Genomic DNA, 26,885 nt, shown 5'->3' with positions numbered 1-26,885 from the left:
GCCTACCGCGCCAGCTGGTACACGCTGGTCCCGCCCACGGTCTGGGCGGTGAAATTGTCCTGCACCCACGCGGCAATCTGGGCGGCGTCATTGGATCCGCTTTCGCCCTGCATCATGCGTCCGGCGATGAAGTAGTGGATCTTGCCGTCGGCCACGTACTGCTGGAACTGTGCCAGCGTCGGCGCCGGGTCCGTGCCGTTGAACCCGCCGACGGCCATCACCGGGAGCTGTGTGGCCAGCTGGTAGCCGGCGGCGTTGTTGGATCCGACGACGGCGGCAGCCCACGTGAACTTGCCGGCGTCCGTCTGCAGCGCGGTCACCAGGGCCGTCGACGGGGTGCTGGCCCCCAGCAGGCCGCCCATGCCGCCCGCGCCACCGGCCCCCGGGCCGCGGCCGGCACCCGTGAACGTGCCGTTGCCATTCCCCGCGGCTGGACCGCCAAAGCCGGCGCCGCCGCCGAAGGCCGCCGGCATCCCCGCCCCGCCCCGGCCGGACACGGCCGGTCCGGCACTGACGATCGAGCCGCTGTGGGCGGTGGCCGCGGTGGACAGCGAGTACGCCAGCGGTCCGGCGAGGGCAGCGGCCACCGCGAGGACCGCCGTCGTCCGCGCCATGACCCTGGACGCCTTCAGGCCGGACGCGTTGACCCCAGTCCCCTGAAATCCGGTCCCCTGAAAGGTCCCCTGAAATCCAAGCCGCTGAAATCCCGGGGCGGCGGCGGCCAGCACCAGGCAGGCCGCGGCGAGCGCGCCCAGGAGCGCCACCCAGCGCAGCCACGGCACGAACGTCGCCGTGCGGCCCAGCAGCTCCGAGGCCATGGCCCCGGCCGCCACGATCGCCGCGGCGAGCACCGCCGCCGCCACGGGCTGGTCCCGCCGCTGCCAGAGCAGGACGCCGCCGAGCCCGGCGAGCCCGGCGATCCCGGGGGCCAGCGCCACCATGTAATACGGGTGGATGATCCCGGCCATGAAACTGAACGTCAGGCCGGTGACCGCCACCCAGGAACCCCAGATGATCACTGAGGCCCGCACGGCGTCGGTGCGCGGCGCCCGGCGCCCCAGCCACAGCAGTCCCGCCCCGAGCAGCAGCACCGAGGGCAGCAGCCAGGCAATCTGGCCGCCAAACTCGCTGTTGAAGAGCCGGAACAGCCCGGGCGTGCCCCAGCCGTTGCTGCCGCCCACGCTCCCGGTTTCATCGCCGCTTAGTCGGCCCAGGCCGTTGTAGCCGAGGGTCAGTTCCAGGATCGAGTTGTTCTGCGACCCGCCGATGTAGGGGCGGTCCGCCGCCGGAATGAGCTCGACGGCGGCCAGCCACCACCCGGCCGCGGCGGCCATCGCCACACCCGCACCGAGCAGGTGAACGATGCGCCTGCCCAGCCCGGCCGGCGCCGCGAGCAGGTAGGCGAGGGCGAAGCCGGGGACAACCAGCAGGACCTGCAGCTGCTTGGTGAGGAATCCGAAGCCCAGAAGGACCCCCGCAAACAGGAGCCAGCGCAGGCGCGCATCCTGGATGGAACGCAGCACGGCGTAGGCGGCCGCGGTCATCAGGAGCACCAGCAGGGCATCGGGGTTATTGAAGCGGAACATCAGCACCGCCACCGGGGTCAGCGCCATGACCGCACCGGCAAGAAGCCCTGCCCGGTGGGCCAGGCGGGGATCGGCCGTGGCAGGGGCCGCGGCCCGGCGCACGGCCAGGTACACGAGCCAGACCGTGCCCACCCCCATGAGCGCCTGCGGCACGAGGATGCTCCACGGGCTGAGCCCGAAGAGCCGCACCGAGAGCCCCATCACCCACAGCGACGCCGGCGGCTTGTCCACGGTGATGGCGTTGGCGGCGTCGGAGGAACCAAAGAACCAGGCCGTCCAGTCCTGCGACGCGGCCTGGGCCGCGGCGGAGTAAAAAGCGTTGGCCCAGCCGGAGGCGCCGAGATTCCACAGGTCCAGCACGGCCGTGGCCACCAGCAGGGCCGCCAGTTCCAGCCGCGGCCGCCAGGCTCCGGGGCCGCGGCGTGCAGCCCCGGCCGCCCGGGGTGCCTGCGACACCGCGGACTTCGGGGACTGCTGGTGCGGCGGGACCTGCGGGAGGTTCGGGGCTTGCGGGCCCGCCGGTCCCGGCGTGCGGGCCGGCGTAGGGCCTGTCCTGGGGTTCAGGGTGTCAGTCATGGCGCCCTATGCCCCCAGCTTGTAGACGGTGGCGTTGCCCACGGTCTGGGCCTGGAAGTTGGCCTCGACCCACGCGGCGACCTCGGAGTTGCCGCCGCGGCCCCCGCCCATGCCGCCCATGCCGCCGGAAATGAAGTAGCCGATCTCGCCGCGGTCCACCATCGCCTGGAACTGCGCGAGCGTCGGGTAGGGGTCTCCGCCGTTCCAGCCGCCCAGCGCGATCACGCTGGTGCCCGTGGCGAGTTCCAGGCTTGCGGCTTGGGTGGCGCCGGAGACAATCGCGGACCACTTGGCACCGGAGGACTTCAGCAGGGTCGTCAGCTCGGCCGAGGCCGTTTCCTCGCCGGGTCCGCCGAGCGCCCCCGGCGCGCCGCTGGTGTCGGCGTTCGCGCGGTCGCCGAATGCCCTGCCTGCCGTCCCGAAGCCGCCGCCCATCGCGGACGCGGTTGGCCCGGACGTGGGGATCGAACCGGAGTGCGGCTGGGCCACCGTTGCCAGCGTCCATGCGCTGCTGCCGAGTCCGCCGGCCAGCAGGGAGAGAACCACGACGCCGGCCGTGGCGGCCTTGCGGAACCGGGCCGGAAGCCCCGCGAGGCTGTCCGCGCGCAGGAGCAGCGCCGCGGCCGCCAGGACGCCAAGGATCACGACGATCACCCGGAGCCCGGGAAGCCAGGACGGGTCGCGGCCAAGGAGCACGGCGGACCAGACCGAGCTGGCCAGTACCGTCACGGCCAGGACAATCCGTGCGGGCCAGTAGGCCCGGCCCCGCCACAGTTCCACGGAGCCGATGCCCGCCAGGGCTGCGACCGCGGGGGCCAGCGCCACGGCGTAGTACGGGTGCACGGTGCCGCTCATGAAGCTGAAGATCCCGGCCGTCACCACCAGCCAGCCGCCCCACAGCAGGAGCGCCGCACGGGTCCTTGAGGTCCGGGTCTCGCGCCGGGTGAACCACAGCCCCGCAGCCAGCAGGATCAGGGCCGCCGGCAGGAGCCAGGACACCTCGCCGCCGAAACTGGTCCCGAACATCCGGGCGATCCCGGCCGCGCCACCGAAGCCGACGTTACCGTTGCCGCCCGGGCCTCCGGCGTTGCCGCCCATGTTGCCCCCGCCGGGCATGCCTCCGCCGGACCCGGTGATCCGGCCCAAGCCGTTGTACCCGAACGTGAGTTCCAGGAAGCTGTTGGTCTCCGAACCGGCCATGTACGGCCGGGCCGAGGCCGGGGTCAGCTGGAACAGGACGATGTAGCTTCCGGCCACGACGGCGATCCCCGCGGCTGCGGCCAGCAGATGCAAGAGCCGGCGGCCCAGGGTGGCGGGCGCCGCCCACAGGTAGGCCAGGGCCAGTCCGGGCACAATCAGGAAGCCCTGCAGCATCTTGGACAGGAACGCCAGGCCGATCACCGCGCCGGCCGCAGCGAGCCATTTCCAGCCGGCCTTCTCGATGGCGCGGGTGGTGAGGTAGGCGGCCAGCACCAGGCACAGGGTAAGCATGGCGTCCGGGTTGTTGAACCGGAACATGAGGGCGGCCACGGGGGTCAGCGCCAGGGCGCCGCCGGCCATCAGGCCCGCGGCCGGCCCGGTCACCCGCTTAACGGTCAGATAGAGAAGCCCGACGGCGGCCACTCCCATCAGTGCCTGCGGAATGAGCATGCTCAGTGCCGAGAAGCCGAAGATCCGCCCGGCGAGGGCCGGGATCCACAGGGCGGCCGGCGGCTTGTCCACAGTGATGGCGTTCCCGGCGTCGAGGGAGCCGAAGAGCAGCGCGGTCCAGTCCTTGGTCCCGGCCTGGATCGCCGCGGCGTAGAAGGAATTGGCGAAGCCGGTGGCTTCCAGGTTCCAGAGGTACAACACGGCGGTGATGGCCAGGAGCATAGCTGCCGAGGGCCGCACCCAGCGGGGCTGGGGTCCGTACATCAGGAGTTCCCGGCGGTTCCGGGATGCGGGCGGGCGGGATGCGGGCGGCTGTGGCGCCGTCCCGCCTGCCTCGAGTGCCGAGGCAGGGGATTCCTGGACTGCCGGCGTGCCGGCGGGGGAGCCCGCCTGGGCTCCGGCGGTGGGGCTGATGGTTGACGTCATTTACTGGGCCGTTTCTGTGCGGGGAGGGGAAGCGTCGGTGGCAGCGGGCGCCGGAGCAGTGCCGGCGGTGCTGGCGGGCACGGCAGGAGTGCCGGTGCTGCCGGGAACTGCGGTGACGGGCCGGTGACGGAACACCACCAGACGGAAGAGCAGAAATTTGACGGCTGTGGCGGCGAGGTTGGCGGCCGTGACCGTGACCAGTTCAAGCCAGCGGTCCGGTGCCCCTCCTGACGCGTTGTGAACCACGGCGAGGGCGCCTGAGGTCAGGGCCAAGCCGATCCCGAAGACCAGCAGGCCCTCGAAGTGGTGGCGTGCCGCCTGGCTGCTGCCCTGTATGCCGAACGTGAAACGCCGGTTGGCCGCGGTATTGGCCACGGCGGTAGTGAGCAACGCGAGGAAATTTGCCAGTTGCGGGTCCATGATCCCGCGGCAGAGCAGGAAAATCACCAGGTATGCCAGAGTGGAGGCCACCCCGATGCTGCCGAAGCGGACGAGCTGTCCGAAGAGGCTTCCGCCGGGACTTTGTTCCTGGGCCCGCGAGGATGCAGGAAGCGGTCCCCGGGTGAGGGCTGCGCGCAGCTCGGGAACCGGGATCCGGCCCGAGACCAGGTCCCGGCTCAACCGTGCCATGCCGCGCACGTCCGCGATGGCGGTCTGGACGATGTCCACGCTGGAATCCGGGTCATCGGTCCAGTCCACCGGGACCTCGTGGACGCGCAGGCCGCACTTTTCGGCCAGGACCAGCAGCTCGGTGTCGAAGAACCAGGCGTTGTCCAAAGTGTGCGGGAGCAGTTGCCGGGCCACGTCCGCCCGGATCGCCTTGAAGCCGCACTGGGCGTCGCTGAAATGGGCGCCCATGAAGGACTGCAGCAAGAAGTTGTAGCTGCGCGAGATGAATTCCCGCTTCGGCCCGCGGACCACCCGCGAGTTGCGGGTCAGCCGGGTCCCGATCGCGAGGTCGGAGTGCCCCGAAATCAGCGGGGCAAGGAGGGGGCCGAGCGCCGCCAGATCGGTGGAAAGGTCCACGTCCATGTATGCCAGGACCGGCGACGGCGAGGCAAGCCAGACTTTGCGCAGCGCATTTCCGCGGCCTTTTTCGGCCATATGGACCACGTTCACCTCGCGGAGCTCGCGGGCTACGCGTTCCGCCGTCTGGAGAGTTCCGTCGGTGCTGGCATTGTCCGCCACCGTGATCCGGAACGAGTGCGGGAAGGAGCCCAGAAGATAGGCGTGGAGCCGGCGCAGGCACGCCTCGAGGTCCCGCTCCTCGTTGAAGACCGGGATGGTGACGTCGAGCAGCGGCTCGCTGGTGCGCGTGTCAATAGCTGAGCGCCGGCTGCCCGGGCTAGTGAGCGGCCCGCCGAACCGGGCCTGGGCCGGCGCGTCGGCCACGGCGAGCCCGGAAAGTGCGGCGGGTGCTGCCGGACCGGCCGGCGTCGCCGTGGAGTGTGGCAGGGCTCCTGAGGCCTGGTCTGTGAACGTCATGGCTCAACTGTCCCGGCGGTCCATATGAGGGCTTTAGGGTCAAGCTGTGCGGGGGCTGTGGAAGTCCGCCGGCGACGCACGGAGTCGTCTGCATTGCCCGTGCTGCCGGAGCTCCGGACAGACAACCGGGGGCGGTGCCCACAACGCGGTGGTGGTGCACTGCCCCCGGTTGATCCGTCAGGGAGCCAGCAGAGGACAAACGTTCGTTGCAGTGCCCGGTCCGCTGAACCTCCTCAGCTCCGAGTTGTCCAGGTTGAGGGCGTAGTTGACGTTGCCGGTGGTCAGGTACAGGCCGTCCGGCGAGGGGAGCAGCAGTAGATTCCTGCCCGTGGAGACTACCTCAACGCTGTCGCTGAGGAATGTGTAGCGGCTGGTACCGGTGATCACGTAGTTGAGGGTCTTGCCGTTGGCCGTCAGTGTGATTTTCAGTCCTGGCGACGTACTGATGACAGTGCCGGCAGGCGTCGCGATGTTCTTGAACTTGCCGGTGAGCTGCGCCGTGACCGGAAAGCCACAATTATCCAATGTGAACGTGGCTGGATCGGCGGGCTGCGGAGGTCCCGACGGCACCGCCCCGGCCGGTCCGGCGCCGACAAAGAGTGCGGCCGCGAGGACCGCCGGAATTGCCCATTTTTTCATGTTGTGCTCCTGGAATTTGATTCCGTGCCCTGGAGCGGGCACCCCGCGTACTTGGTGAATGGAGGCAGCGGTGCCCAAGCCTCCCGCCCCGACCTTGAGAAAACCTTGTTCTCCGAAATACGCGAAGGCCCCGGATCACGATGGATCCGGGGCCTCATGGGCGCTGCTGGCTGGTGCCGGCTTAGTACCAGTTGTGGGACAGGTGGAAGTTCAGGGCGCCGCAGGGGGAGCCGTAGCGCGACTTGACGTAGTTCAGACCCCAGTTGATCTGGGTCCGGTAGTTGGTCATGTAGTCCGCGCCGGCGCTCGCCATCTTCGAGGCGGGCAGGGACTGGACCACACCGTAGGCGCCGCTGCTGGCGTTCGTGGCCGTCGTCTTCCAGTCCGATTCCTTGGTCCAGAGCTTCTGCAGGCACTGCATCTGGCCGGGTGCCCAGCCATAGCTGCCCAGCTGGGCCGCGGCGTAGGCCTGTGCCCCGGCGGGGTCGTCGATGGCGACCGGCGCCGGTGCCGGCGCGGGAGCCGCTGCGGGAACGGGGGCTGCTGCGGGAGCGGGCGCCGGTGCTGCCGCCGGGGCCGGCGCGGCCGGGGCAGCAGCGGCAGCGGGTGCCGGTGCTTCGGCGGCCTTGACCTCCGAGATCTGAGGTACCGCGCCGCTGGGTGCTGCAGCTGCCGGCGCGGCGACCTGGACCCGTTCAAAGTTCAGCTTGGCCAGGGGATCGGCCATGGTGGCCGTTTGGGAGCTCGCAACAGTCGCCCCGTAGCTGCCGGGCTCTGCGGCCTGGCTGGCGGCGGCGCCGCCAGCCACCAGTACTGCGCAGGCGGCGGTGACGACGGCGGCGCGGCGTCCGGTGATGCCGAGCCCGGTGGCCAGTCGCGACAGGGCGGACGCCTGCGGGGCCGGTGCGGCACGGTGGCGCGACTTGCCGGCGCGGGAATGTGAAACGCCGTCACGGCGCGTTTGTACCTGGAATTCAGTCATGATGGCCTCTCAACGCCTGCGGAGTTAGCTGTCGGGTTCGGATGAGGTCATCCGGCCGCACGGAATATCACGTGTCGGCTTCACCCCAAGGGCGCATGTGTGCAGAATGCCCGGGAACTCTGGGTCCCCCGCCTCTGCCTGGTCCAGCGGAATCCGGGAAGCGGCAGAGTTTGGCGTCCATCCGGATATGCGGCACAAATGGAGGCCGCACTCGAAAAACGGTACAGGACTCCTGGGCTTAAGTCACATTTGGGTAACGGCAGTCACAGGGGCGGCGTGTCGCGTTGCGCGAGATTCCCCGCGCGGGTGCCGGTAGCCGACCCTGCAGCCCCGGTGCCGGTTACGCCGACGGCGGTACGGCCGGGAGCCGTACAGCGAACTCCGTCCGGCCCGGCCGGGACGTGACCTCGACGGTCCCCCCGTGGGCCTCCACGATCGACTGGACGATGGACAAGCCCAGCCCGCTGGTGCCCTCGGACGTCGGTGCGCCCGCCGTGGCATATCCGCTGCCGTTGCTGGCGGCTGCACCCCCGGACCTGCCGGAAACAGAGCCGGAAAGAGGACCGGTAGAAGAGCCGGAAGCGCCGCGGGCAGCGGACCCGGACCGGGCCCCCGCCGTCGCTGCCGCAGGGCTGCCTGCGGAGCTGGCTGCCGGATTGGTGCGCGACGCGTCAGCCCGCGCGAAGCGTGCGAAGACCCGGCCGACGAATTCGGGGGCGATGCCGCTGCCGTTGTCCGTCACAGTGACCACGGCGCTGCCGTCCGCCGAACGCATGACGCCCGTGACCACCTTGGTCCCCGGTTCCGTGTGCTTGCGCGCATTGGACAGGAGATTGGCGAGGACCTGGTGGAGCTGGGCCGCATCGCCGCGCACCACCACCGGCTCATCCGGCAGTTCCAGCTGCCAGATCCGGTCCGGGGCCATGACCTTCTCATCGCTCACGGTCTCGACGGCCAGCTGGGTGAGGTCGACGTCGGCGACCTTGAGCGGCTGCCCCTCGTCCAGGCGCGCCAGCAGCAGCAGGTCCTCCACCAGGGTGGTCATCCGCTCGGACTGGCTTTGGACGCGGGCCAGGGATTTCTCGCCGTCGGGCGTGAAGTGCTCGGTCATCCGCATCAGCTCCGTGTAACCGCGGATGGCCGTGAGCGGAGTGCGGAGTTCGTGCGAGGCATCGGCGACGAACTGCCGCACCTTCATTTCGCTCTCCTGCCGCGCCTCAAGGGCGTTGGAGACGTTGTCCAGCATCTGGTTCAGCGCGTAGCCCACGCTGCCCACTTCGGTGCCGGGGTGGGCGGCCGACGCCGGGACACGCACCCCGAGCGCCACCTCGCCGGCGTCGAGCGGCAGGCGGGAGACCTTGGTGGCCACCTCGGAAAGCTGCTCCAGCGGCTTCATGGTCCGCCGGATGACCGCCGTGCCGGCGAGGCCGATCAGCACCAGCCCGCCTGCGGACACGACCACCATGGTCCACACCAGCGAGGCCAGGGTTTCCTGCTTTTCCGCCAGCGGGAGCCCGGTGACAATCACGTCGCCATACGGTGCACGCACTGCCATGAGCCGGTACGCGCCGGCCGAGAGCGTCCGGTCCACCGGCACACCGTTCGGGGCCAGGGTGAGGAGGACGGCGTTGTCGTCGGGGGAGAGGCTCTTGCGGGTGGCGTCCCCGGCCAGGAATCCGGCGCTGCTGACCTCGCCGTCCGCCAAGCGGGCGTTGAGCGTTCCGACGCCCTGCCCCCGGGCCTCGAGGGGGTCGGGGCGGCCGCCGGAGCTGCCGGGCACGGGCCGGCCGAACTCGCTGGAGCGGTGCGATGCTTCGCCGAGCTGGTCATCGAGCTGCCGGGTCAGGAAGAGGTCCATGGAGGCGTAGCTGAACAATCCCACAGCGCCGCAGATGGCCACGAGCAGCCCCATGGCAACGAGGACCAGCCGGGTGCGCAAATGCCACGTGGACGGGTTGCGCCAGTCGCGCCCGGGGACGCGGGTGACGCCGGAAAGGGTGGGCACGGATCAGTCCGCCGGCTTCAGGACGTAGCCGGCGCCGCGCACCGTGTGGATCATGGGAGCGTGGTTGGCATCCACCTTCTTGCGGAGGTACGAGATGTAGAGTTCCACGATGTTCGCCTGGCCGCCGAAGTCATAGTCCCAGACCCGGTCCAGGATCTGGGCCTTGCTGATCACCCGCTTGGGGTTCTCCATGAGGTACCGCAACAGTTCGAACTGCGTGGCGGTCAGATGCAGCTCCTCGCCGGCCCGGGTGACTTCACGGGTATCGACATTGAGCACAAGGTCACCCACCACGAGTTCGGCGGTGTCCATGGCGGCCACCCCGGAGCGCTGGACCAGCCGATGCAGGCGCAGCAGGACCTCTTCCATGCTGAACGGCTTCGTGACGTAGTCATCGCCGCCGGCCGCCAGGCCGGTGATGCGGTCCTGGACGGCGTCCTTGGCGGTGAGGAACAACGCCGGAACCTCCGGCGCGAACGCGCGGATCCGGCTGAGCAGCTCGACCCCGTCGAACCCGGGAAGCATCACGTCCAGCACCAGCACGTCGGGGCGGAACTCCTTGGCAAGCCGGACCGCGCTGGGCCCGTCGGCCGCCACGGCCACGGACCAGCCGGCCATCCGCAGGCCCATGCTCATGAGCTCGGAGAGGCTGGGCTCATCGTCCACCACCAGCGCGCGGATGGGGGAGCCGTCCGGATGCGTGAGCTGGGGAAGGTTGTTGGTCATGGAGTGCGAAGTGGCCATGGGACAACTCTCCGATCTGCCGGTTAGGCGGGGCTTTGGGGACCCTGTGCGGCACCTGTGAATCCCAGCCTAGCGAGCTGAACGCCTTTCCGGGCCCCGTCCGGGCTGCTTCGGAAGAACAGTGGGTAGCCGCCCGGCCGTCTGGTCCGCCGGAGGGTCACAGGCGCGGCTGTCGGCCCGCACAGCGCAGGCACAGGATCGCTCAGCACTCTGGAGTGAACATCGATCCGCATCCTGAAGGAGAAGCACCATGAGCGGTCAGCATCCCGGAGCCGGTTCCGGCCCAGTCCCTGAACCCACGGCACCCGCGCCCGTTACGACGCCTCAGGGAGTCGGGCCTCAAGCGGCCTGGCAGCACGACGCCCCGCCGTACGACGCCTCGCAGAGCCAGGCCGGTCAGCGCGGCGACGGCGCTACCCTCGGCCGGGGCGCGCCCTCCGCTGATTCGACCGTTCCGGAGTCGGCCCCGGTCTGGGGCATGCCCGGTCAGGAACTGCCGTCCCCTCCAGCTGCCGGGTGGGGTGCCCCCGGAACCGGATCCAAAAACGCCTCAGCGGCCAAGCCCTGGACGCTCAAGCGGGGCCTCGCCGTCGCCGGGGCGGCAGCAGTCCTGGCGGTCGGCGCCGGGGCGGGCGTCTACGCCCTTACCTCAAGTTCTGCGGCATCCGCTGGCACGGCGGGCGGGGTAGGCGGCGCCCTGGGTCCCGGCGCCCAGGGTTTCGCCCCGGGCATGCCGGGATCCGCACAGGGCGGAGCCGCGGGCGGCGGAATGTCCGGGCAGGGTGGTCCCGGCAACTTCGCGGCCGGTGGAATGGGCGGGCTTAACTCAGCCGTGCATGCCGATTACGTCGTGCTGCAGGGAAGCGACTACGTCACCATGGCCGAGCAGATGGGGACGGTGAGCGCGGTCACTTCGTCCTCCGTCACGGTCAAGAGCAGCGACGGCTTCACCCGCAGCTATGCACTGGGCAGTGACGTGGTGGTGAGCAATCTGCAACAGCGGCGCCAGCAGGCTGGCGGCGGCTCGGGCACACAGCTGAGCGTGACGGACATCGTCGCCGGCGGGACGGTGCGGATCGTAGCGGCCAAAGATGGCTCCGGCTACACTGCAAGGTCCGTCATGGTGGTGGCGGCGACCTCCACCGGTCAGTCCAACTGACCCCGCTGGGGCGCCCAGTGTTGCCGGGTCCGGCCGGCCCGGCAGCACGCCCACTCTGTGGACTGCGACGGCGGGGACGCCGGGTTTTGCTGATTCGACCTGCTGTGAACGATTTCCGCAGTTCAGCGACTCGCATCGAACATAATTCGGAGTGAAGCGCTTGCCGACCGCCGAGTCAAAAAAACACCTGTTATTTTATTACGCCGACCAAATTGTGATTTACGCTACACTTGCGGAATTCGTCTCACTATGTGGAACCTGCGGTCCATTGTTACTTGCACGTTCGCATTGTTACGTTGCACACTTCAATTGTGAACAAGAACTCAACAGCACCTGCAGCTGCAGCTTCCTGGGTCAGCACACCCGCTGGTACCGAGATGCGCTGTTGTCGAATGCACGCCTAACTTTTACACCCCAAGAGTTTCTAGGCATTCGCCCCCCAGCCCAGAGTCGGGCGCCCCTCCCCAGTTTTCATTGCGGGGAAAGTAGCATTCGAGCCGCGATGACGGCCATTCACATTGAGGTAAGCATTCCATGTCAGTTGCATCCGGATACGTCCACATCTCCGTCCGTAACGCCAGCAAGGCCGGCCAGACCTCCGGGATCCGCCAGGGCTTTGGTGGCCGCTCCGCATTCGCACCCGCCGGTTCGGCCGGCACCTTCCCGGCCCCCGGATATGCAGCCCAGGGCTACAACCCTGACTCCTACGGTCAGCTCCGCGCCGTTCCGCCCGCCCCGGCCACTGCGCCCACTCCCGTGATCGCTCCGGGTGCCGGCAGCGCGGTCCGTCCTGCTCCCAGTGACAACGTCGCCCGCGGCTTCGTGCTGTACATGGGGATCGACGAGGAAACTGCGGCCGCCGCCGGCACCTCGATCGCCAAGCTTGCCCAGGAGATCCGGGCCTACGCCCAGTCCCTTGTTGCCGGCGCCGAAAGCTACGCCGCCGTCGCCGTCGCGCCGGCCAGCGCCCCGGGTTCCGCCCTCGACGTCGTCCGTTCGACGTTCGGAGACCCCACCGCCGCTGCCCGCCAGCGTACCGAGACCGCCCGCCTGCAGCAGCCGCAGGATCCGCGGCCGTCCGGTGTGCTGATCGATCTGGCCCGCCGGGAGGTGCACCTCGACGGCGAATCCCTGAACCTGACGTTCAAGGAATTCGAGCTCCTGAACTACCTTGTGGAGAACGGCACCCGCACCGTAGGCCGCGACGAGCTCCTCGAAGGCCTGTGGCGGAACGCCGAAGAGGTCCCCAACGAGCGGACCATCGACGTCCACATCCGCCGCCTGCGTTCCAAGCTCGGACGCCTGGCCAACACGGTCCGCACCGTCCGCGGCCAGGGCTACCGCTTCTACGAGCACCCCGAGGTCGTCGTCTGGGCCGCTCCGGAATACTCGATCTAGCCTTGGCTTCACGCAAAGCGTCCGTTCCTCCTACTGCGGGGACGGGCGCTTTCGCTTTCGCGGCACGATCCCTCGGCGCCTGCCGCATTAGGATTGGGGCATGAGCGCGCATCACATCAAACGGCTGGTGATCATGAGGCACGCCAAGTCCGACTGGCCCGGCGGGGTGGCCGATCACGAACGGCCGCTCGAAGAACGCGGCCACAGGGATGCTCCCGTCGCCGGAAAGTGGCTGCTCAAGCACGACGTGGTCCCCGACTTCATCCTCTGCTCCAGCGCGCTCCGGACCCGCCAGACCTGCACCTGGGTGTGCCACGCGCTCGGTGACAAAGCGCCGACGCCGAAGCTTGAGGACGGCCTGTACGCCGCGTCCGCCTCGCGAATGCTGGCGGTGATCAACCACGTTCCGGATACCGTGAACACGCTCATGGTGATTTCGCACATGCCCGGTGTCCAGGACCTTGCCATGCACCTGGCGTCCCGGGATTCCGATCACGATGCGTACATGGACGCGGCCACCCGATATCCGACCAGCGGGCTGACCGTGCTGGAAACGGAGAAGTCGTGGGCCGAACTGGACGGGCAGGACGCGCGGCTCACCCATTTCAAGGTTCCGCGCGCAAAATAACCGCCCGGCTGCCCGGGCGATGATTCCGGATTCCATAGCTACCGGCTGCATTCTGCGGTTTACTGTTCCTGTTTGCTGATGTGGTTTTTCCAATGGTTTTGGGGCAGGTAAGGCAACCTCAGAGAAAAGGTGGATCAACGTGGATTCAGGGCAGCTCATAGGAATTATCATCGGCATCGTTGTGGTGCTGGCGATTGTCGCGGTCGCAGTCATGGTCAGCCGCAGGCGCAAAGTCGCCGCGGACCGGAATCGCGCTGCTGAAATGCGTGAACAGGCCAAAGCCGACGAGCTCACGGCGCGGGAACGCGAGGCCAAGGCGACGCGGGCCGAGGCGGACGCGCAGCAGGCCGAGCTTGAGGCCGAACGCTTGCGGCAGGAAGCCCGCAGCCGCCAGGAAGAAGCCGAAAAAGTCCGCTCCGGCGCGCAGGAGCAACTGCGCAAGGCCGACGAACTGGACCCCGACGTCGTCACGTCCGAGCACGACGATGCGGCAGTCGAGACCCCCACCCGGCGGAGTCTGCGGTCCGAGCCGGCCACCGGTGGGCCGGTCTCCGGTGAACCAGGGGCCGGCGAGCCGGTTTCCGGCGCGCGCGTTTCCGGTGAAGAGCGCAACCCGGACGACGTGACGCAAGCCGACACGGCCCAAACCCACACCACGGATACCAACCCGTCGGACGACAGGCCGCGAAACCTCTGAGCCCGGAATCAGGAACCCAAATTCCCGCGCCCGGAATTCCAAGGCCGGAATCCTGCGCTGGCCGCGGCGGCGTGATTATCGGCGGGCGGAATTCCGGGCGGGCGTTTTCGCACTGGGTGGCTTGGCGGGTGTTTTTGCTGCGGGTGACCGGACCGGTGATTTGACGGAGGGGACCCTCGCGGGTGCCTTTGCCGCAGACTTGGCGGCCGGCCGCGCAGCCGCCGGACGTGCGGTGGTTCCCCGCGCCGTCGTGCGCGACGCCGCCGGCCGCGGGCTTGCGGTCCTGGCCCCCGCGCCCCGTGAAACCGGCGCCGGACGGCGCCGTGGGGGCTGGCCGGGGGCGCGCCGGCCGCGGTTCCTGCCGGGCAGGGCGGTGCCGGCGAACAACAGCAGCAAGGTGACGGCTCCGGCGGCGCCGGCCAGATAGAAATACAAATCCGGGTGCGCGGAATCGACGCGTGTGGACAGGGCATTGGGGTCCGGGTTGAAGGCGAGGCCCCACTGGCGCAGGAAAGCGATTCCGAACGCGATGAAGAGGATGCTGCCGGCCCCGCTCGCCACGAGGGTTTTGTGCCGGCGCCGGATCACGACCTCGGCCACGCAGGCCACATAGGCCGCCGCAGACGCACCGAGGAACCACACGAACACGGTCTCGTTCAGGGTGATCCCGGTCAGGACCAGGAGGGCCCCGGCGGCGAGAAACGCTCCGATGGCGATCTTCCCGCTGATACCCATGTGACGCATGTGAATAATCATGCCTGAGCGGGCGGCTGCTTCACGACGTAGCCGCGCATGGAGGCCATAATTGCGGCCACGCTCTGCTCGCGGGTCCGCTCCGGGTTGTAGGCGTGGCGGTCCAGTCCCACCACGAAACAGGCGCCAAAGATGGCCGTTTCGAGGCTTCCCCGGGACACTCGGGGGTCCACGGGATAGACGGCGGCGACTCCGTCGATGGCAGAGCCGATCACCGCGAGCAGGCGTCCGCGGAGCTCGGCGAAGGTGTCCTGCCATTCGCTGGGGGTCCGCCAGTTCTCGCTGACCCAGAGCCGGGCGAAGGACGGGTACTCGGCCATGAAGTCCATGGCCTGGCCGATCATCTCCTCCATGGCGGCGAGGGGATCGGCGGAGTCGTCCCGGACGCTCAGGAGCCGCGCCATGAGGATGTCCACACCGTGGCGCAGCAGCTGGGCAATAAGGTCCGATTTGCTGCCGAAGTTATAATACACCGTGCCCTTGGACACCCCGGCGGCCGTTGCGATCTCGTCGACGGTCACGCCCGCCGCACCCCGTTCGCCGATCAGTTCCATGGACGCTTCGAACAGCTTCTGCTTTGTGGCGTTGGTGCGGCCGGGACGGAGCTTCTTCTCCGGATCCCCGGGGCCCGCCGTGCTGCCGCCGCGTGGGCTGTTGGTCATACGGCGATCTCCGGTTTCAGCGTCTTGAGGGTCCAGTACTTGTTCTTGCGGACGGCCGCGGTTGACATGGCCAGTCCCAGCAAAGTGTAGCCAACCAGACCGAGCATGGTGGGCAGGATGATCGCGAGGTCGGCTCCGTAAATCAGGTGCCGCATGCCGCTGACGACGTAGCCCATGGGCAGGATCTGGTGCACGACGTGCAAGGGCTCCGGCGTGGTCTGCCAAGGGAACGTGCCGCCGGAGGACACCAGCTGCAGCACCAGCAGGATGAGCACCACGAGCTTGCCGGGCGAGCCCAGCAGCGCCACGACGCCCTGGATGATGGCGCTAAACGCCATCGCGGCCGCCAGCATGAGGAACCACATCAGTACCGGATGGGCGGGGTCCAATCCGAGCCCCACGTCCACCACGAGGGTCAGCAGGCTTGCCTGGACGGCGGACACCGCCAGGAACGGAAGCCAGCCGCCCGCAGCGATCTTCCAGGCGGGCGCGTTGGAGGCCAGCGCGCGCTGGGTGACCGGGCGCATGGCCTGGACCAGCATGAAGACGCCGATCCACAGGGCCAGCGTAAGGAAGAACGGCGCCAGCCCGGCGCCGTAGGACCCGGCCTTGGCCTGCGAGACATTGCTGACCGCGACGGGGTCGGCCATGACCTTGGAGAGGCTGTCCTTCTGTGCGTCGTCCGGGTTGGGAACCTTGCCCGCGCCCTGGGCGAGTTCCCCGGCGAGGGTTCCCGCGCCGTCGGAAGCAGTGGCCGCGCCGGTCTCCAGCTGGGCGGCGCCGTCGTCGAGTTTCTGGGCTCCCTGCACGAGCTTGCCGGCGCCGTCCACGGCATTCTGCTGGCCGGCGGCGAGGGTGGCGGAACCGCTGGCGAGCTGGTCCGCCCCGGCGGAGGCCTTGGTGACGGCGTCGCTGAGGGCGGGCGCCGCACCGGCCAGCTGCGAGGCGCCGGCGCTGACGGCGGCGGAACCGTCGGCGAGTTTCTGGACCTGGGTGGCGGCAGTCTGCAGTTTCGCGGCGGAAGCGGCAGCAGCCGGCGAGGGCGCGGCCGGCGCGGGGGTGGCGTCGACGTCGGCCACGACCGCGTCGGCCTGCGCCTGGGTGAGGACTCCGGCGGCGACCAGGTGGCCTGTGGATGCCACCACCCGGCTCCGCTGGCCCTGCGCGGCGGCTTGTTGCGCGGCCTGGTTGGCGGCGGCGAGCTGGCCGGGGATGCCCTGCATCGCGGTATTGAGTGCGGCGTTGCCGGCAGCCACCTGGGCGGCGCCGTCAGCCAGCTGCTGCGCGTTGGCGGGCAGGGCTGCCGTCTTGTCTTTGAGCTGGGTGAGGCCGCCGCTGAGCTGGGCCGCCCCGGCGCTCAGCGACGTGGCGCCGTCCCGGAGTTTGACCTCGCCGTTGTAGAGCTCGGTGGCGCCGCTCTTGAGCTCGCCGGTGCCCTGGTGCAGGGTCACCGTGCCGTCGTGGAGCCGGGCGACGCCGTCGGCCAGCTGGCCTGCGCCGTCGGAGGCCTTGAGCATCTGCGTGTGGATGGTGCCGAACCCGGTCAGGAGCTGGTTGGCGGTCTCCTCTCCCACCTCCTTGGCGACCGTCGTGTGCACGGCCGTGGTGAGTTTGTCCACGATGGTGCTCAGGAGGTAGTTGTTGGCGTCGTTGGTGGTGACATTGAGCATGGCCTGGTTGGCGGCGTCGAAGCTGCCGGGCGAGGCCAGGTTAGCGGAAAAGTCCTTCGGGATCTTCAGGGCGAACGCGTAGGTGCCGTCGCTGACGCCCTGGTCGGCTTCCTCGGTGCTGGCGACCGACTTCCAGTTGAAGACGTGGCCGTCCACAAGGCTCTCGGCCACCTTCCGGCCGGCCTCGAGCCGGGTGCCGTGGGCGGACGCGGCGCCGGAGTCCTCGACCACCAGGGCCGCATCGATCTGGTTCAGCTTGCCGTACGGATCCCAGTTCGCGTAAAGGTACACGGCGCCGTAGAGCAGCGGGACCAGGGCCAGGGCCAGGATGGTCAGCTTGGGCAGCAGACCGCCGGTCATTCGTTTGAGCTCGGAGCGGGCCAGCCGCAGCACAGTCACTTTGCGTCCTCGGTTTCGGGTAGAAGGGTTTCAGTGGGGCGGGTTTCGTCGGGCTCGGGGACCGCGTTGCCGATCACGGCGGCGGGCCCGGTCCAGCCGTCCGGAATGCGGGTGACGGTAGCGACGACGGCGAGCGGCCGCCCGGCGTCGTGCGCCAGTTCCATCAGACGCGGCAGCCAGTCGGAGGCGTCGCCGCTGTGCCGGTCGGGCGAGTCCATCACGAGCAGGCCCGTGTCCGGATCGGCGAGGGCGAGCGCCGTGAGCAGTTCGACGCGCCGGCCGGCCGGCAGCTGCTCGGTCCAGAGCCCGGCGATGTCCTCGAAGTTGTTGAGCTTCAGCCAGGGGGTGCTGCGCAGGGCACCGCGGTGGCGGCGCGGGATCAGGGACAGGTCCTCCGTGACGAGGTCGCGGACGCTCAGGTGCTGCTCGGGCTCGTTGACGCCGGGGGAATCGACCACGTTGCTGGCCTGTCGGAGCGCCTTGATCCGGCCGCTGCCGTCCCAGCCGATGTTCCCCGACGAGGGCCTCATGCGTCCGGTCAAGGCCAGGGCGAGGGCCGTCCTCTGGTCCTGACGGGGGCCCTCGACGAGCAGGAGCTCACCGCGCGCGGCCTCCAGCGAGGTCGGCGGCAGCAGGTCATCCCGCCGGCCGGTCACGGAGAGTTGTTGTACGCAGAGCAAAGCGTGCCTTTCGCAGAAACGGTGTCTGCTCCAAGGCTAACTAAACTGACCAGTCAGTTCAAATAAGAAGTCGGTGATGTGATGAACGAGACGCGCCGGCAGGTTCAGAGGCCGTAGGCCTCCAGCAGGCGGAGCCAGACCTCGCTGATCGTCGGATAGGAGGGCACGGCATGCCACAGTCGGTCCAGCGGCACTTCCCCCACGATCGCGATGGTGGCCGCGTGCAGGAGTTCGGCAACATCCGGGCCGGCGAACGTGGCGCCCAGCAGCACCTTGCGGTCTTCATCGATGACCAGCTGCGCCCACCCTTCGTAGTTTTCGGCGTGCAGGGAGGAACCGGAAACCTGGATGGGAAGCTCCACGGTGGAGGCCCGGAAGCCGTCCTTCCCGGCCTGCGCCTTGGTCCGGCCGACGTTCGCCAGTTCCGGGTCGGTGAACACCACGTTGGGCACCGCGTGGTCATAGGCCGTCTGGGCAAAGCCGGTCCACGGTGCCGGCTCGCCGGTGAGCTCACCCTTGGCACGGGCGGCAATGGCGTCTCCGGTGGCCCGGGCGCCGTATTTGCCCTGGTGCGTCAGCATGGCCCGTCCGGCGGCGTCGCCTGCCGCGTACAGCCACGGGCTGCCGGACACCTCGTTTTCTGCGGCGCGGTGGACTAGGCCGGTGGAATCGGTGGTGAGCCGCAGCGGGCCGCCCTCCGGCGCGGAAATCCCGACGCTGTCCAGGCCGATCCCCTCGAGGGCAGGGTGCCGGCCGGTGGCGACCAGCAGTTTGTCGGCCGTGAGGCTCGCGCCCGCGCCCGCGGCTGCCCCTGCACTGGCGCCGGTACCGCCCCCGGACCCGCCGTCGAGCACGAGCGTGAGGGAACCGTCGTCGTTCTCACTGACGCTGCGTGTACCCGTATGGAGGCGGAGGTCGACGCCGTCGGCGCGCAGTCCGGCAGCGACCAGTTCGGCGGCCGGCTCCGGGAAGGCGCCCAGGAGGGCGCCGCGGGCAACGAGCGTCACGGCCGCGCCAAGGCGGGCGTAGGCCTGGGCCAGTTCGACGCCGGCCACCCCGCCGCCGAGCACGGCGAGCCGCTCGGGAACTTCGCGGGCGGACGTCGCCTCCCTCGTGGTCCAGTATTCGATGTCCTGGAGTCCCTCGACCGGGGGCTGGTTGGGCGTGGACCCCGTCGCAACCACCACAGCGTGCCGGGCCGTGAGCGCGTAGCTGTTGCCGTCCAGCCCGGCCACCTCCACCTGCCGCGGGGCGGTGATCCAGCCGTGGCCGCGGATCAGATCTATCCCGGTGTCTTCCACCCATTTGACCTGGCCGTCGTCCTGCCAGTTCGAGGTGAAGTAGTCCCGGCGATTAAGGACGGCGGCCACATCGAGGGTTCGGGTGACGGCCTCCAGGGCGCCGGGGACGGTCTGCGCGCCGTGCAGCGCGGTGCCCGGCCGCAGAAGCGCCTTAGACGGCATGCACGCCCAGTAGGAACACTCGCCGCCCACCAGTTCAGCCTCGATCAGGACCGCCGTCAGGCCGCCGCGGACCACGCGGTCCGCCACATTTTCCCCGACCGCGCCCGCGCCGATCACAATGACATCGAATTCCCGCTCGAGCCGTAACGTCATGGCACCAGCCTACGCCGGGGCCGTGACGCGCTCGGGGCGGGTGCTGGGGCAGGCGCTTCGTGCACCGCCGCGGCCGGGGCCCGGCGTAATGTGCCGGGAAAAGCCCTTTGCAGGACCGGGGACCATCGATACTGTTGGGACCATACTTGGGGGAGGAGGCGGCCATGGCCGCAGGAAATATCACAGCAGGCAAGACCATACCGATGGCGAGGTTCAGTGCGCAGGCCCGGCTCCGGGCGCTTCAGGCGGACATCCTGGAGCTGATCCTCGAACGCGATCTTGTCGCCGGGGACCCGCTGCCCACGGAGAGTGAGCTCACCGCCGCTCTCGGCGTCGGCCGCAATACGCTCCGGGAATCGCTGAAGGCGCTCCAGGCGGTGGGAGTCATTGAGATCCGGCACGGCTTCGGCATGTTCGTGGCCCCGAGCAATTTCGAGGCACTGACCGACGGCCTCACTTTCCGTGCGCGGTTGTCGCTGCGCCACCACGGCGAAGAGGCGATGCAGCTCGTCGATGTCCGGCAGGCGCTCGAATCCGGCTTGGTCGGTGCCGCGATGGACAAGATCACGCCCGAACAGCTGGCCACAGTGGAGGAATCGGTGGAGCGCATGGAAGCCTCGGCCGCTGCCGGGGAGCCCTTCATCGAAGCCGACGCGGAGTTCCACCGCCGGCTGTTCGAACCGCTGAACAACGAGCTCCTGATCAGTCTCATGGATGTTTTCTGGAAGGTCTACCGCCGGATCCACCTTGAGGTCGGCAGCCTGTATGCGGTGGACCTCCACGAAACCGCCGCGCTGCACAGGGAGATCTACGAGGCTGTTGCCTCAGCGGACAAAGTCCTCGCTGCCGAGCGGCTCAACAGCCATTTCGATGGAATCCGCAGCATCATCGCCCAGACAACGGCCTGACGGCCTGGCCAGCTGATTCGCCGTCAACCGGCGTCGACCCGCATCGATTGCTCCGTAGCCGCCCCTTTTGACCCGTCAGAAGGGCAGTTACGGAGCAATCGACGGTTAGCGGACTGCGGGCCGAGGCTTAAAACAGAAGATCCGCCCCGGCGAACCGGGGCGGATCTTCTTCTTCTGTGCGCCCAAAGGGATTCGAACCCCTGACCTTCTGTTCCGTAGACAGACGCTCTATCCAGCTGAGCTATGGGCGCATTCTCGGCTCTTGGAGAACTTCTCGCTCCCCGAACCTCGAATTACTTTACGCGAGCCCGGGCCCAGTTACAAATCGAAACGGGTGTAATTTGGGCAACTAGACCGGTCTACGTGACCTTAGTCACAAAAAGTGCTACTGTTCACCGGTAAATTCCTTGGATTTCCGCGGGTTTTGATTCGCGCAGCCCTGGTCATCCCATGTCCGAGCCCAAAATCGGCACCGTGGCGAGCCCTAGCATTTAGGACACACCACTGAACCCGAGGAAGGGAACCGTAATGGGAGATCTGGCGCGACTGCCGTTGCTTGAAAAGGCACCCACCACACATGCCGGTCTGCTGGCATGGGTTGAAGAGGTGGCTGAACTGACTCAGCCGGACCGGATCTACTGGGTTGACGGCTCGGAAGAGGAAAACACCCGGCTGACCGATGAGCTCGTTGCCGCGGGCACCCTGACCCGGCTGAACGAGAACCTGTTCCCCAAGTCATTCGCGGCCTTCTCCGACCCGGCCGACGTGGCACGCGTCGAAGAGCAGACCTTCATCTGCTCCGAGAACAAGCGCGATGCAGGGTTCACCAACAACTGGATGGCACCGGCGGAGATGAAGGAGAAGCTGCGCGGCCTGTTCGCCGGCTCCATGCGCGGCCGCACCATGTACGTCATCCCGTTCGTGATGGGCCACCTGGACGCAGAGGACCCCAAGTTCGGCGTGGAGATCACGGACAGCGCCTACGTTGTCGCCTCCATGCGCATCATGGCGACCATCGGCACCGAGGTCCTGGACAAGATCACCGCCACGAACGCGTTCTTCGTCCCCGCACTGCACTCCCTGGGCGCACCGCTGGCCCCGGGGCAGGCCGACGTCGCATGGCCCTGCAACCCGGACAAGTGGATCGTGCACTTCCCGGAGGAGCGCTCCATCTGGTCCTTCGGCTCCGGCTACGGTGGCAACGCCCTGCTCGGCAAGAAGTGCTACGCCCTGCGCATCGCCTCGGTAATGGCCCGTGACGAAGGCTGGCTGGCCGAGCACATGCTCATCCTCAAGCTGACCTCGCCGGAAAAGAAGAACTACTACGTCTCCGCCGCCTTCCCCTCCGCCTGCGGCAAGACCAACCTCGCCCTGCTGGATCCGACCATCGAGGGCTGGGAAGTCGAGACCCTCGGCGACGACATCACCTGGATGCGGATCGGCAAGGAAGGCGAACTGCGCGCCACCAACCCGGAGGCGGGCCTGTTCGGCGTCGCCCCCGGCACCGGCTGGGGCACCAACCCGAACGCCATGCGCGCCATCGCCAAGGGCCACAGCATCTTCACCAACGTGGCCCTCACGGACGACGGCGGGGTGTGGTGGGAAGGTATGACCGACGAGGTCCCGGCGCACCTGACCGACTGGCAGGGCAACTCCTGGACGCCTGATTCGGACAAGCCCGCGGCCCACCCGAACTCGCGCTTCTGCACCCCGATCTCCCAGATCGACATGCTGGCCGAGGAGTACTACAGCCCCGACGGCGTGGAGCTTTCCGCCATCCTCTTCGGCGGCCGCCGCAAGACCACGGTTCCCCTGGTGACCGAGGCCCGCAGCTGGACCAACGGCATCTTCATGGGCTCCACCCTGTCCTCCGAGACCACGGCCGCGGCCGCGGGCCAGGTGGGCGTGCTCCGCCGGGATCCCATGGCCATGCTGCCCTTCATCGGCTACGACGCCGGCGACTACCTGAAGCACTGGATCAGCGTTTCGTCCAAGGCCAACCCGGCACGGCTGCCCAAGATCTTCCTGGTCAACTGGTTCCGCCGCACGGCCGACGGTGACTTCGCGTGGCCCGGGTTCGGCGACAACGCGCGTGTCCTCAAGTGGGCCATCGAGCGCATCGAGGGCAAGGCCGACGCCGTCGAGACGCCCATCGGGTTCGTGCCGGCCGGCCACGCGCTGGACCTTACCGGCCTGGACCTGACCCACGCCCACGTTGAAGACGCCGTCCGCGTCGACCCGCAGGAGTGGGCCACCGAGCTGGCCTCGATTGAAGAGTGGTACGCCAAGTTCGGCGACTCCCTGCCCGAGGCCCTGCGTACCGAGCTGGAAGGCCTGAAGGCTCGCATGGCAGCCCAGCAGTAACAAGTACCGGTCAACGAACGGCGGCCCCGCACCTTGCGAAAGGTGCGGGGCCGCCGTCGCGCTCTCATCGATTGCTCCGCAGCGGCCCTTTTGACCCCTCAGAAGGGCAGTTACGGAGCAATCGATGAGTGTCTAGCTGGCGAGCCAGATGTCCGGGCCGAAGACCTCGTAGTGGATCTTCGTGGCCGGGATGCCGGCGTTGATGGCCTCGTTGCGGATGTTCTTCATGAACGGCAGCGGGCCGCACAGGTACAGGGACGCGTTGGCGGGCAGGTCCACTTCGCGCAGGGACATGAAGCCGGTCTTGGCCCCGGCTTCCGGGTGCTCGAGCCAGAGCTGGAGGTCGGCGCCGTCGAGGCGTTCGACGTCGTCAGTCATCTGGGAGCGCAGCGCCCAGCTGTCCAGGGTGCTTTCCGCGTGCAGGACCAGGACCTGGCGGTCCGAACCGGACTCGGCGAGGGAGCGCAGGATGGACGCCGTGGGGGTGCAGCCGATGCCGGCCGAGGCCAGGACCACGGGGCCGTCGCCCTCCTTGAGTGTGATTTCGCCGTAGGGGTTGGAGATTTCGATGACGTCGCCGACCTCCACGGTGTTGTGCAGCACGGGGGAGACCTCGCCGCCGTCGTCGAGCTTCGTGGTGAAGCTGCGGCTGGTGCCGGCGTCGCCGGAGAGGGAGTACTGGCGGACCTGACGGAGCCCGTCCGGCAGGGTGACTTTGACGCTGACGTACTGGCCGGGGAGGGCCGCGGTGATGGGGGTGTCGTCGGCCGGTTCCAGGGTGAAGGTCATGGAGCCGGTGCCGGCGGCAGTCTTGGCGGCAACCTTCCAGGGGGTCCACATCTCGCCGTTCGCCTGGGCGGCGTAGAGGCCTTTCTCGAGCTTGATCAGCGCGTCCGCCATGAGCCAGTAGACCTCGGTCCAGGCCTCGGCGATTTCCGGGGTGATGACCTCGGCGAGGTCCTCGGCGATGGCGGCGAAGAGGTGCTCGTAGACCACCTGGTACTGCGGTTCGGTGATGCCCAGGGAGGCGTGGCGGTGCGCGATGCGGGACAGGACGGTCTCGGGCAGGGTGCCGGGGTTGTTCACCAGGTGGGTGGCGAAAGCGGCGATGCTTCCGGCCAGGGCCTGCTGCTGGTTGCCGTTGCGCTGGTTGGAGCGGCTGAAGAGCCCGTCCAGCAGTTCCGGATGCGCGGCGAAGAGCCGGGCGTAGAACTTGGGGGTGATCTCGCCGATGCGGGAACCGACCAGCGGCAGGGTGGCCTCGATGACCGGGAAGGACTTGTCCGAGAGCATGCTGACTCCTGAGTTAGTGGCCCGGGGTCTTCAACCGGACCGCGATGTGAATACTAATATTTGAAATGCGAGTATTTACACCTCAGTTCTACATGGCGTAGAAGAGTGATGCAAATCGGGTGGGCGGGGCCGTGGCTAGAGTCCGGGACTAGAGGCCGGGACGCAGCCCGATCATTTGGAAGACCGGCGTCATTTGCCGGGAGGTCGGCAGCGAGGCGATGACGATCCCGTCGAGTTCGCGATAGAAGGCCTCGCGGGCCCGGGCAAGCGCGGCCCGGAGATGGCATTCGGTGATGAGCGGGCAGGTGCCGCCCGCGGCGACGCAATCGGCCGGGTCCTGGCGGGTGTCGAGTTTCCGCAGCAGCTGGCCCACCGTCGCGGCGCGGCCGGCGCTGCTGAGCCGGGATCCGCCGTTGCGGCCGCGTTCGACGTCGATCAGGCCCAGTTCGCGCAGCTTCGCCATCGCCTTGCTGACGTGGTTGTAGGGCGTGCCGACGGCGTCGGCGATGTTCTGGGTCGTCAGGAGCCCGCCGTCGGGAGCGGCCGCGAGCACCATCATGGCGCGCAGGCTCACATCAGCGAAGGCGTTGATCTTCATATCCCCAGCTTACGGCCGGTCTAGTCCACCCACACGGCGGGTTCGTTGGTATCGGCGGAGAGCTGGCCGAATTCGAGCTCGCGGGTCCCGGGGTTCGGGGCGTAGGGCAGGACCGCGGCGAACAGCGATCCGTCCTGGTGTTCGGCGGCCACGTGAATGGCGTCCGAGTCCTCCTCGATCAGCGTGATGTCACAGACCACCGCGGCGGCCCGGAACTCGTCCCGGTGCTGGCGGAGCAGCTCGTGGAGGTCCCGGATCATGGTGTCCGCGTCGAAGTCCGCGTCGGATCCGTCGTCCGCGTCCGCGGGGGTCACGGCAACCAGCCGGACTTCGCCGTCGTTCTGCACTACGAGCGCGAACGGCAGGAAGCCGCCGTTACGCTCCAGCTGCTCCTGCGCGGCCCCGACGCCGGTACCGAGCAGGTTTTCTAGGTCCGTGGCGCTGGCTTCCGGCACGGACTCGCGCCAGGAGCCGGCGTCCGGGGTTTCTTCGGGATGCGCGGCCACTGCTAGCCCCGGACCAGCGCCAGGACGCGGTCGCGGACCCGCTCCATGGTGGCGGTGTCCGTGGCTTCGACGTTGAGGCGCAGGAACGGCTCGGTGTTGGACGGGCGCAGGTTGAACCAGTAGCTGCCGTCGGTGGCAATGAAGGTGCTGCCGTCGAGGTAGTCGACCTCGACGTCTTCGTCAAGGAAGTCCTCGCGGACGCGCTCGACCGCGCCGGCCTTGTCCTCGATTTCCGAGTTGATCTCGCCGGAGGACCGGTACGGTTCGTATTCGCGGCCGAGTTCGGAGAGCGGGCCGTCCTGTTCGCCCAGGGCGGCCAGGACGTGCATGGCCGCCAGCATGCCGGTGTCCGCATTCCAGAAGTCGCGGAAGTAGAAGTGGGCCGAGTGCTCCCCGCCGAAGATGGCTCCTTCCGCGGCCATGACGGCCTTGATGAAGGAGTGCCCCACGCGGGTGCGGACGGCGCGGCCGCCGTGGCGTTCGACGAGTTCCGGAACCGCGCGGGAGGTCAGCAGGTTGTGGATGACGGTCGGCATGTCCTCGCCGAGGGCCTGGGCGCGGGCGATTTCGCGGCGGGCCACCATGCCGGTGATGGCCGACGGCGAGACGGGCTCGCCGTTTTCGTCGATCACGAAGCAGCGGTCGGCGTCGCCGTCGAACGCCAGGCCGATGTCCGCGCCGTGCTCGACGACGGCGGCCTGCAGGTCGCGCAGGTTTTCCGGCTCCAGCGGGTTGGCCGGGTGGTTCGGGAACGAGCCGTCGAGCTCGAAGTACAGCGGCACGATCTCCAGGGGAAGCTTGGGCAGCAGCGCATCACCCAGCAAGGCCGGCGTGGTGAGGCCGGCCATGCCGTTGCCGGCGTCGACGACGACCTTCAGCGGCCGCGAGCCGCGCAGGTCCACGAGGCTGCGCAGGTACTCCGCGTACCCCTTGAGGACATCATGCACGCCCACCAGGCCGCGGGTGCCGGCGGCCGGGATGGTGCCGGCGTTGAGGTATTCCTCGGCGCGGGCCTGGATTTCCTTGAGCCCGGTTTCGGAGGAGATCGGCACCGCGCCGGCCTTGGCCATCTTGATGCCGTTGTACTCGGCCGGGTTGTGGCTGGCGGTGAATGTGGCGCCGGCGGCGTTGAGGGCGCCGCACGCGTAGTAGAGCTCGTCGGTGGAGATCAGGTCCAGCAACTGGACGTTGGCGCCGCGGGTGGCGGCGCCGTTGGCAAAGGCCTTGGCGAACTCGGGGGAGGAGGGGCGCATGTCCCCGCCCACGAGCACGGTCTGCCCCGTGAGCTCCAGGACGTCGACGAAGGCCGCACCGACGGCTTCGACGATTTCCGCGGTGATGGATTGGCCCACGATTCCGCGCACGTCATAAGCCTTGAACGAGGCCGAGAGGTCAAAAGTCTTTGTCTTGTCCGTAGTCACGGGTCTTATCTTACGTTGCGGCTCTGACGCTGCGGGCTGA

Annotated in this window: 22 protein-coding genes, 1 tRNA gene and 1 riboswitch; of the genes, 6 read left to right on the top strand and 17 right to left on the bottom strand. The window is 68.6% G+C overall.

Annotated features, from left to right (window positions below; translation table 11 throughout):
* Nucleotides 1-2: 2 nt before the first annotated feature.
* The 7 genes from C9424_RS18770 to C9424_RS18740 form a co-directional block, all read right to left on the bottom strand.
* Nucleotides 3-2,162 carry an ArnT family glycosyltransferase gene (locus tag C9424_RS18770; RefSeq protein ID WP_116768380.1) on the bottom strand — a complete coding sequence of 720 codons (2,160 nt, stop codon included), beginning with the start codon at nt 2,160-2,162 and terminating at the stop codon, nt 3-5.
* A 6-nt stretch (nt 2,163-2,168) separates the two neighbouring features.
* Nucleotides 2,169-4,238, bottom strand: coding sequence for a glycosyltransferase family 39 protein (locus tag C9424_RS18765; RefSeq protein ID WP_116768379.1), 2,070 nt, complete (start codon nt 4,236-4,238; stop codon nt 2,169-2,171).
* Nucleotides 4,239-5,723: a bifunctional glycosyltransferase family 2/GtrA family protein gene (locus tag C9424_RS18760; protein ID WP_237563560.1), complete on the bottom strand. Its 1,485-nt coding sequence runs from the start codon at nt 5,721-5,723 to the stop codon at nt 4,239-4,241.
* Between the two features lie 177 nt (nt 5,724-5,900).
* Entirely contained in the window at nt 5,901-6,362 is a 462-nt protein-coding gene (locus C9424_RS18755; protein WP_116768378.1) for a hypothetical protein, read from the bottom strand.
* Between the two features lie 181 nt (nt 6,363-6,543).
* A complete protein-coding gene (locus C9424_RS21500) occupies nt 6,544-7,344 on the bottom strand; it encodes a hypothetical protein (protein WP_116768377.1) in 801 nt (266 codons plus the stop codon).
* Nucleotides 7,344-7,503, bottom strand: a riboswitch (cyclic di-AMP (ydaO/yuaA leader). Its footprint overlaps the gene before it by 1 nt.
* Nucleotides 7,504-7,684: 181 nt before the next feature.
* Entirely contained in the window at nt 7,685-9,349 is a 1,665-nt protein-coding gene (locus C9424_RS18745) for a sensor histidine kinase (protein WP_116768376.1), read from the bottom strand.
* A gap of 3 nt (nt 9,350-9,352) precedes the next feature.
* On the bottom strand, nt 9,353-10,093 hold the full coding sequence (locus C9424_RS18740; protein ID WP_116768375.1) for a response regulator transcription factor: 741 nt from the start codon (nt 10,091-10,093) through the stop codon (nt 9,353-9,355).
* Nucleotides 10,094-10,343: 250 nt separating this feature from the next.
* Here C9424_RS18740 and C9424_RS18735 point away from each other — a divergent pair, with 250 nt between their 5' ends.
* From C9424_RS18735 to C9424_RS18720, 4 genes are all read left to right on the top strand, one after another.
* Entirely contained in the window at nt 10,344-11,252 is a 909-nt protein-coding gene (locus C9424_RS18735) for a hypothetical protein (protein WP_237563559.1), read from the top strand.
* 534 nt (nt 11,253-11,786) lie between these two features.
* Entirely contained in the window at nt 11,787-12,650 is an 864-nt protein-coding gene (locus C9424_RS18730; protein ID WP_091255892.1) for a winged helix-turn-helix domain-containing protein, read from the top strand.
* Nucleotides 12,651-12,750: 100 nt separating this feature from the next.
* Nucleotides 12,751-13,278 (top strand): SixA phosphatase family protein, encoded by a 528-nt coding sequence (locus C9424_RS18725; protein WP_091255894.1) that lies wholly within the window; start codon nt 12,751-12,753, stop codon nt 13,276-13,278.
* A 139-nt stretch (nt 13,279-13,417) separates the two neighbouring features.
* Complete coding sequence (locus C9424_RS18720; RefSeq protein WP_116768373.1) at nt 13,418-13,975, top strand: hypothetical protein; 558 nt, start codon at nt 13,418-13,420, stop codon at nt 13,973-13,975.
* 75 nt (nt 13,976-14,050) lie between these two features.
* Here the strand turns inward: C9424_RS18720 and C9424_RS18715 are convergent, their stop codons facing one another.
* The 5 genes from C9424_RS18715 to C9424_RS18695 form a co-directional block, all read right to left on the bottom strand.
* The gene (locus tag C9424_RS18715) at nt 14,051-14,710 is read right to left on the bottom strand and encodes a hypothetical protein (RefSeq protein ID WP_161958253.1); all 660 of its coding nucleotides are present in this window, start codon (nt 14,708-14,710) and stop codon (nt 14,051-14,053) included.
* Between the two features lie 17 nt (nt 14,711-14,727).
* The gene (locus C9424_RS18710) at nt 14,728-15,390 is read right to left on the bottom strand and encodes a TetR/AcrR family transcriptional regulator (protein ID WP_116768371.1); all 663 of its coding nucleotides are present in this window, start codon (nt 15,388-15,390) and stop codon (nt 14,728-14,730) included.
* Nucleotides 15,387-17,459: a YhgE/Pip family protein gene (locus C9424_RS18705; protein ID WP_116768370.1), complete on the bottom strand. Its 2,073-nt coding sequence runs from the start codon at nt 17,457-17,459 to the stop codon at nt 15,387-15,389. Before C9424_RS18705 ends, C9424_RS18710 begins: the two co-directional genes overlap by 4 nt.
* Nucleotides 17,456-18,139, bottom strand: a complete 684-nt coding sequence (locus tag C9424_RS18700) for an ABC transporter ATP-binding protein (RefSeq protein ID WP_116768369.1) — start codon at nt 18,137-18,139, stop codon at nt 17,456-17,458. The genes C9424_RS18705 and C9424_RS18700 overlap by 4 nt, the downstream gene beginning before the upstream one ends.
* A 104-nt stretch (nt 18,140-18,243) precedes the next feature.
* On the bottom strand, nt 18,244-19,755 hold the full coding sequence (locus C9424_RS18695) for a dihydrolipoyl dehydrogenase family protein (protein WP_116768368.1): 1,512 nt from the start codon (nt 19,753-19,755) through the stop codon (nt 18,244-18,246).
* A gap of 164 nt (nt 19,756-19,919) precedes the next feature.
* Between C9424_RS18695 and C9424_RS18690 the strand changes: the two genes are divergently transcribed.
* On the top strand, nt 19,920-20,663 hold the full coding sequence (locus C9424_RS18690; RefSeq protein WP_116768367.1) for a FadR/GntR family transcriptional regulator: 744 nt from the start codon (nt 19,920-19,922) through the stop codon (nt 20,661-20,663).
* A 177-nt stretch (nt 20,664-20,840) separates the two neighbouring features.
* On the opposite strand, the gene C9424_RS18685 is transcribed toward C9424_RS18690, so the two are convergent.
* A tRNA-Arg gene (locus C9424_RS18685) sits at nt 20,841-20,914 on the bottom strand.
* Between the two features lie 277 nt (nt 20,915-21,191).
* On the opposite strand from C9424_RS18685, the gene C9424_RS18680 reads away from it, so the two are divergent.
* On the top strand, nt 21,192-23,027 hold the full coding sequence (locus C9424_RS18680) for a phosphoenolpyruvate carboxykinase (GTP) (RefSeq protein WP_091255910.1): 1,836 nt from the start codon (nt 21,192-21,194) through the stop codon (nt 23,025-23,027).
* A gap of 132 nt (nt 23,028-23,159) precedes the next feature.
* On the opposite strand, the gene C9424_RS18675 is transcribed toward C9424_RS18680, so the two are convergent.
* The 4 genes from C9424_RS18675 to C9424_RS18660 form a co-directional block, all read right to left on the bottom strand.
* Nucleotides 23,160-24,320 carry a globin domain-containing protein gene (locus tag C9424_RS18675; RefSeq protein ID WP_116768366.1) on the bottom strand — a complete coding sequence of 387 codons (1,161 nt, stop codon included), beginning with the start codon at nt 24,318-24,320 and terminating at the stop codon, nt 23,160-23,162.
* Between the two features lie 148 nt (nt 24,321-24,468).
* Nucleotides 24,469-24,918: an RrF2 family transcriptional regulator gene (locus tag C9424_RS18670; protein WP_116768365.1), complete on the bottom strand. Its 450-nt coding sequence runs from the start codon at nt 24,916-24,918 to the stop codon at nt 24,469-24,471.
* A gap of 20 nt (nt 24,919-24,938) precedes the next feature.
* Nucleotides 24,939-25,424: a hypothetical protein gene (locus tag C9424_RS18665; RefSeq protein WP_116768364.1), complete on the bottom strand. Its 486-nt coding sequence runs from the start codon at nt 25,422-25,424 to the stop codon at nt 24,939-24,941.
* 2 nt (nt 25,425-25,426) lie between these two features.
* Complete coding sequence (locus C9424_RS18660) at nt 25,427-26,845, bottom strand: phosphomannomutase/phosphoglucomutase (protein WP_116768363.1); 1,419 nt, start codon at nt 26,843-26,845, stop codon at nt 25,427-25,429.
* Between the last annotated feature and the right edge of the window lie 40 nt (nt 26,846-26,885).

Source organism: Arthrobacter sp. H-02-3 (assembly GCF_003097355.1).
Classification (GTDB): domain Bacteria; phylum Actinomycetota; class Actinomycetes; order Actinomycetales; family Micrococcaceae; genus Arthrobacter; species Arthrobacter humicola.
This window is presented reverse-complemented; position numbering and strand designations above follow the sequence as displayed.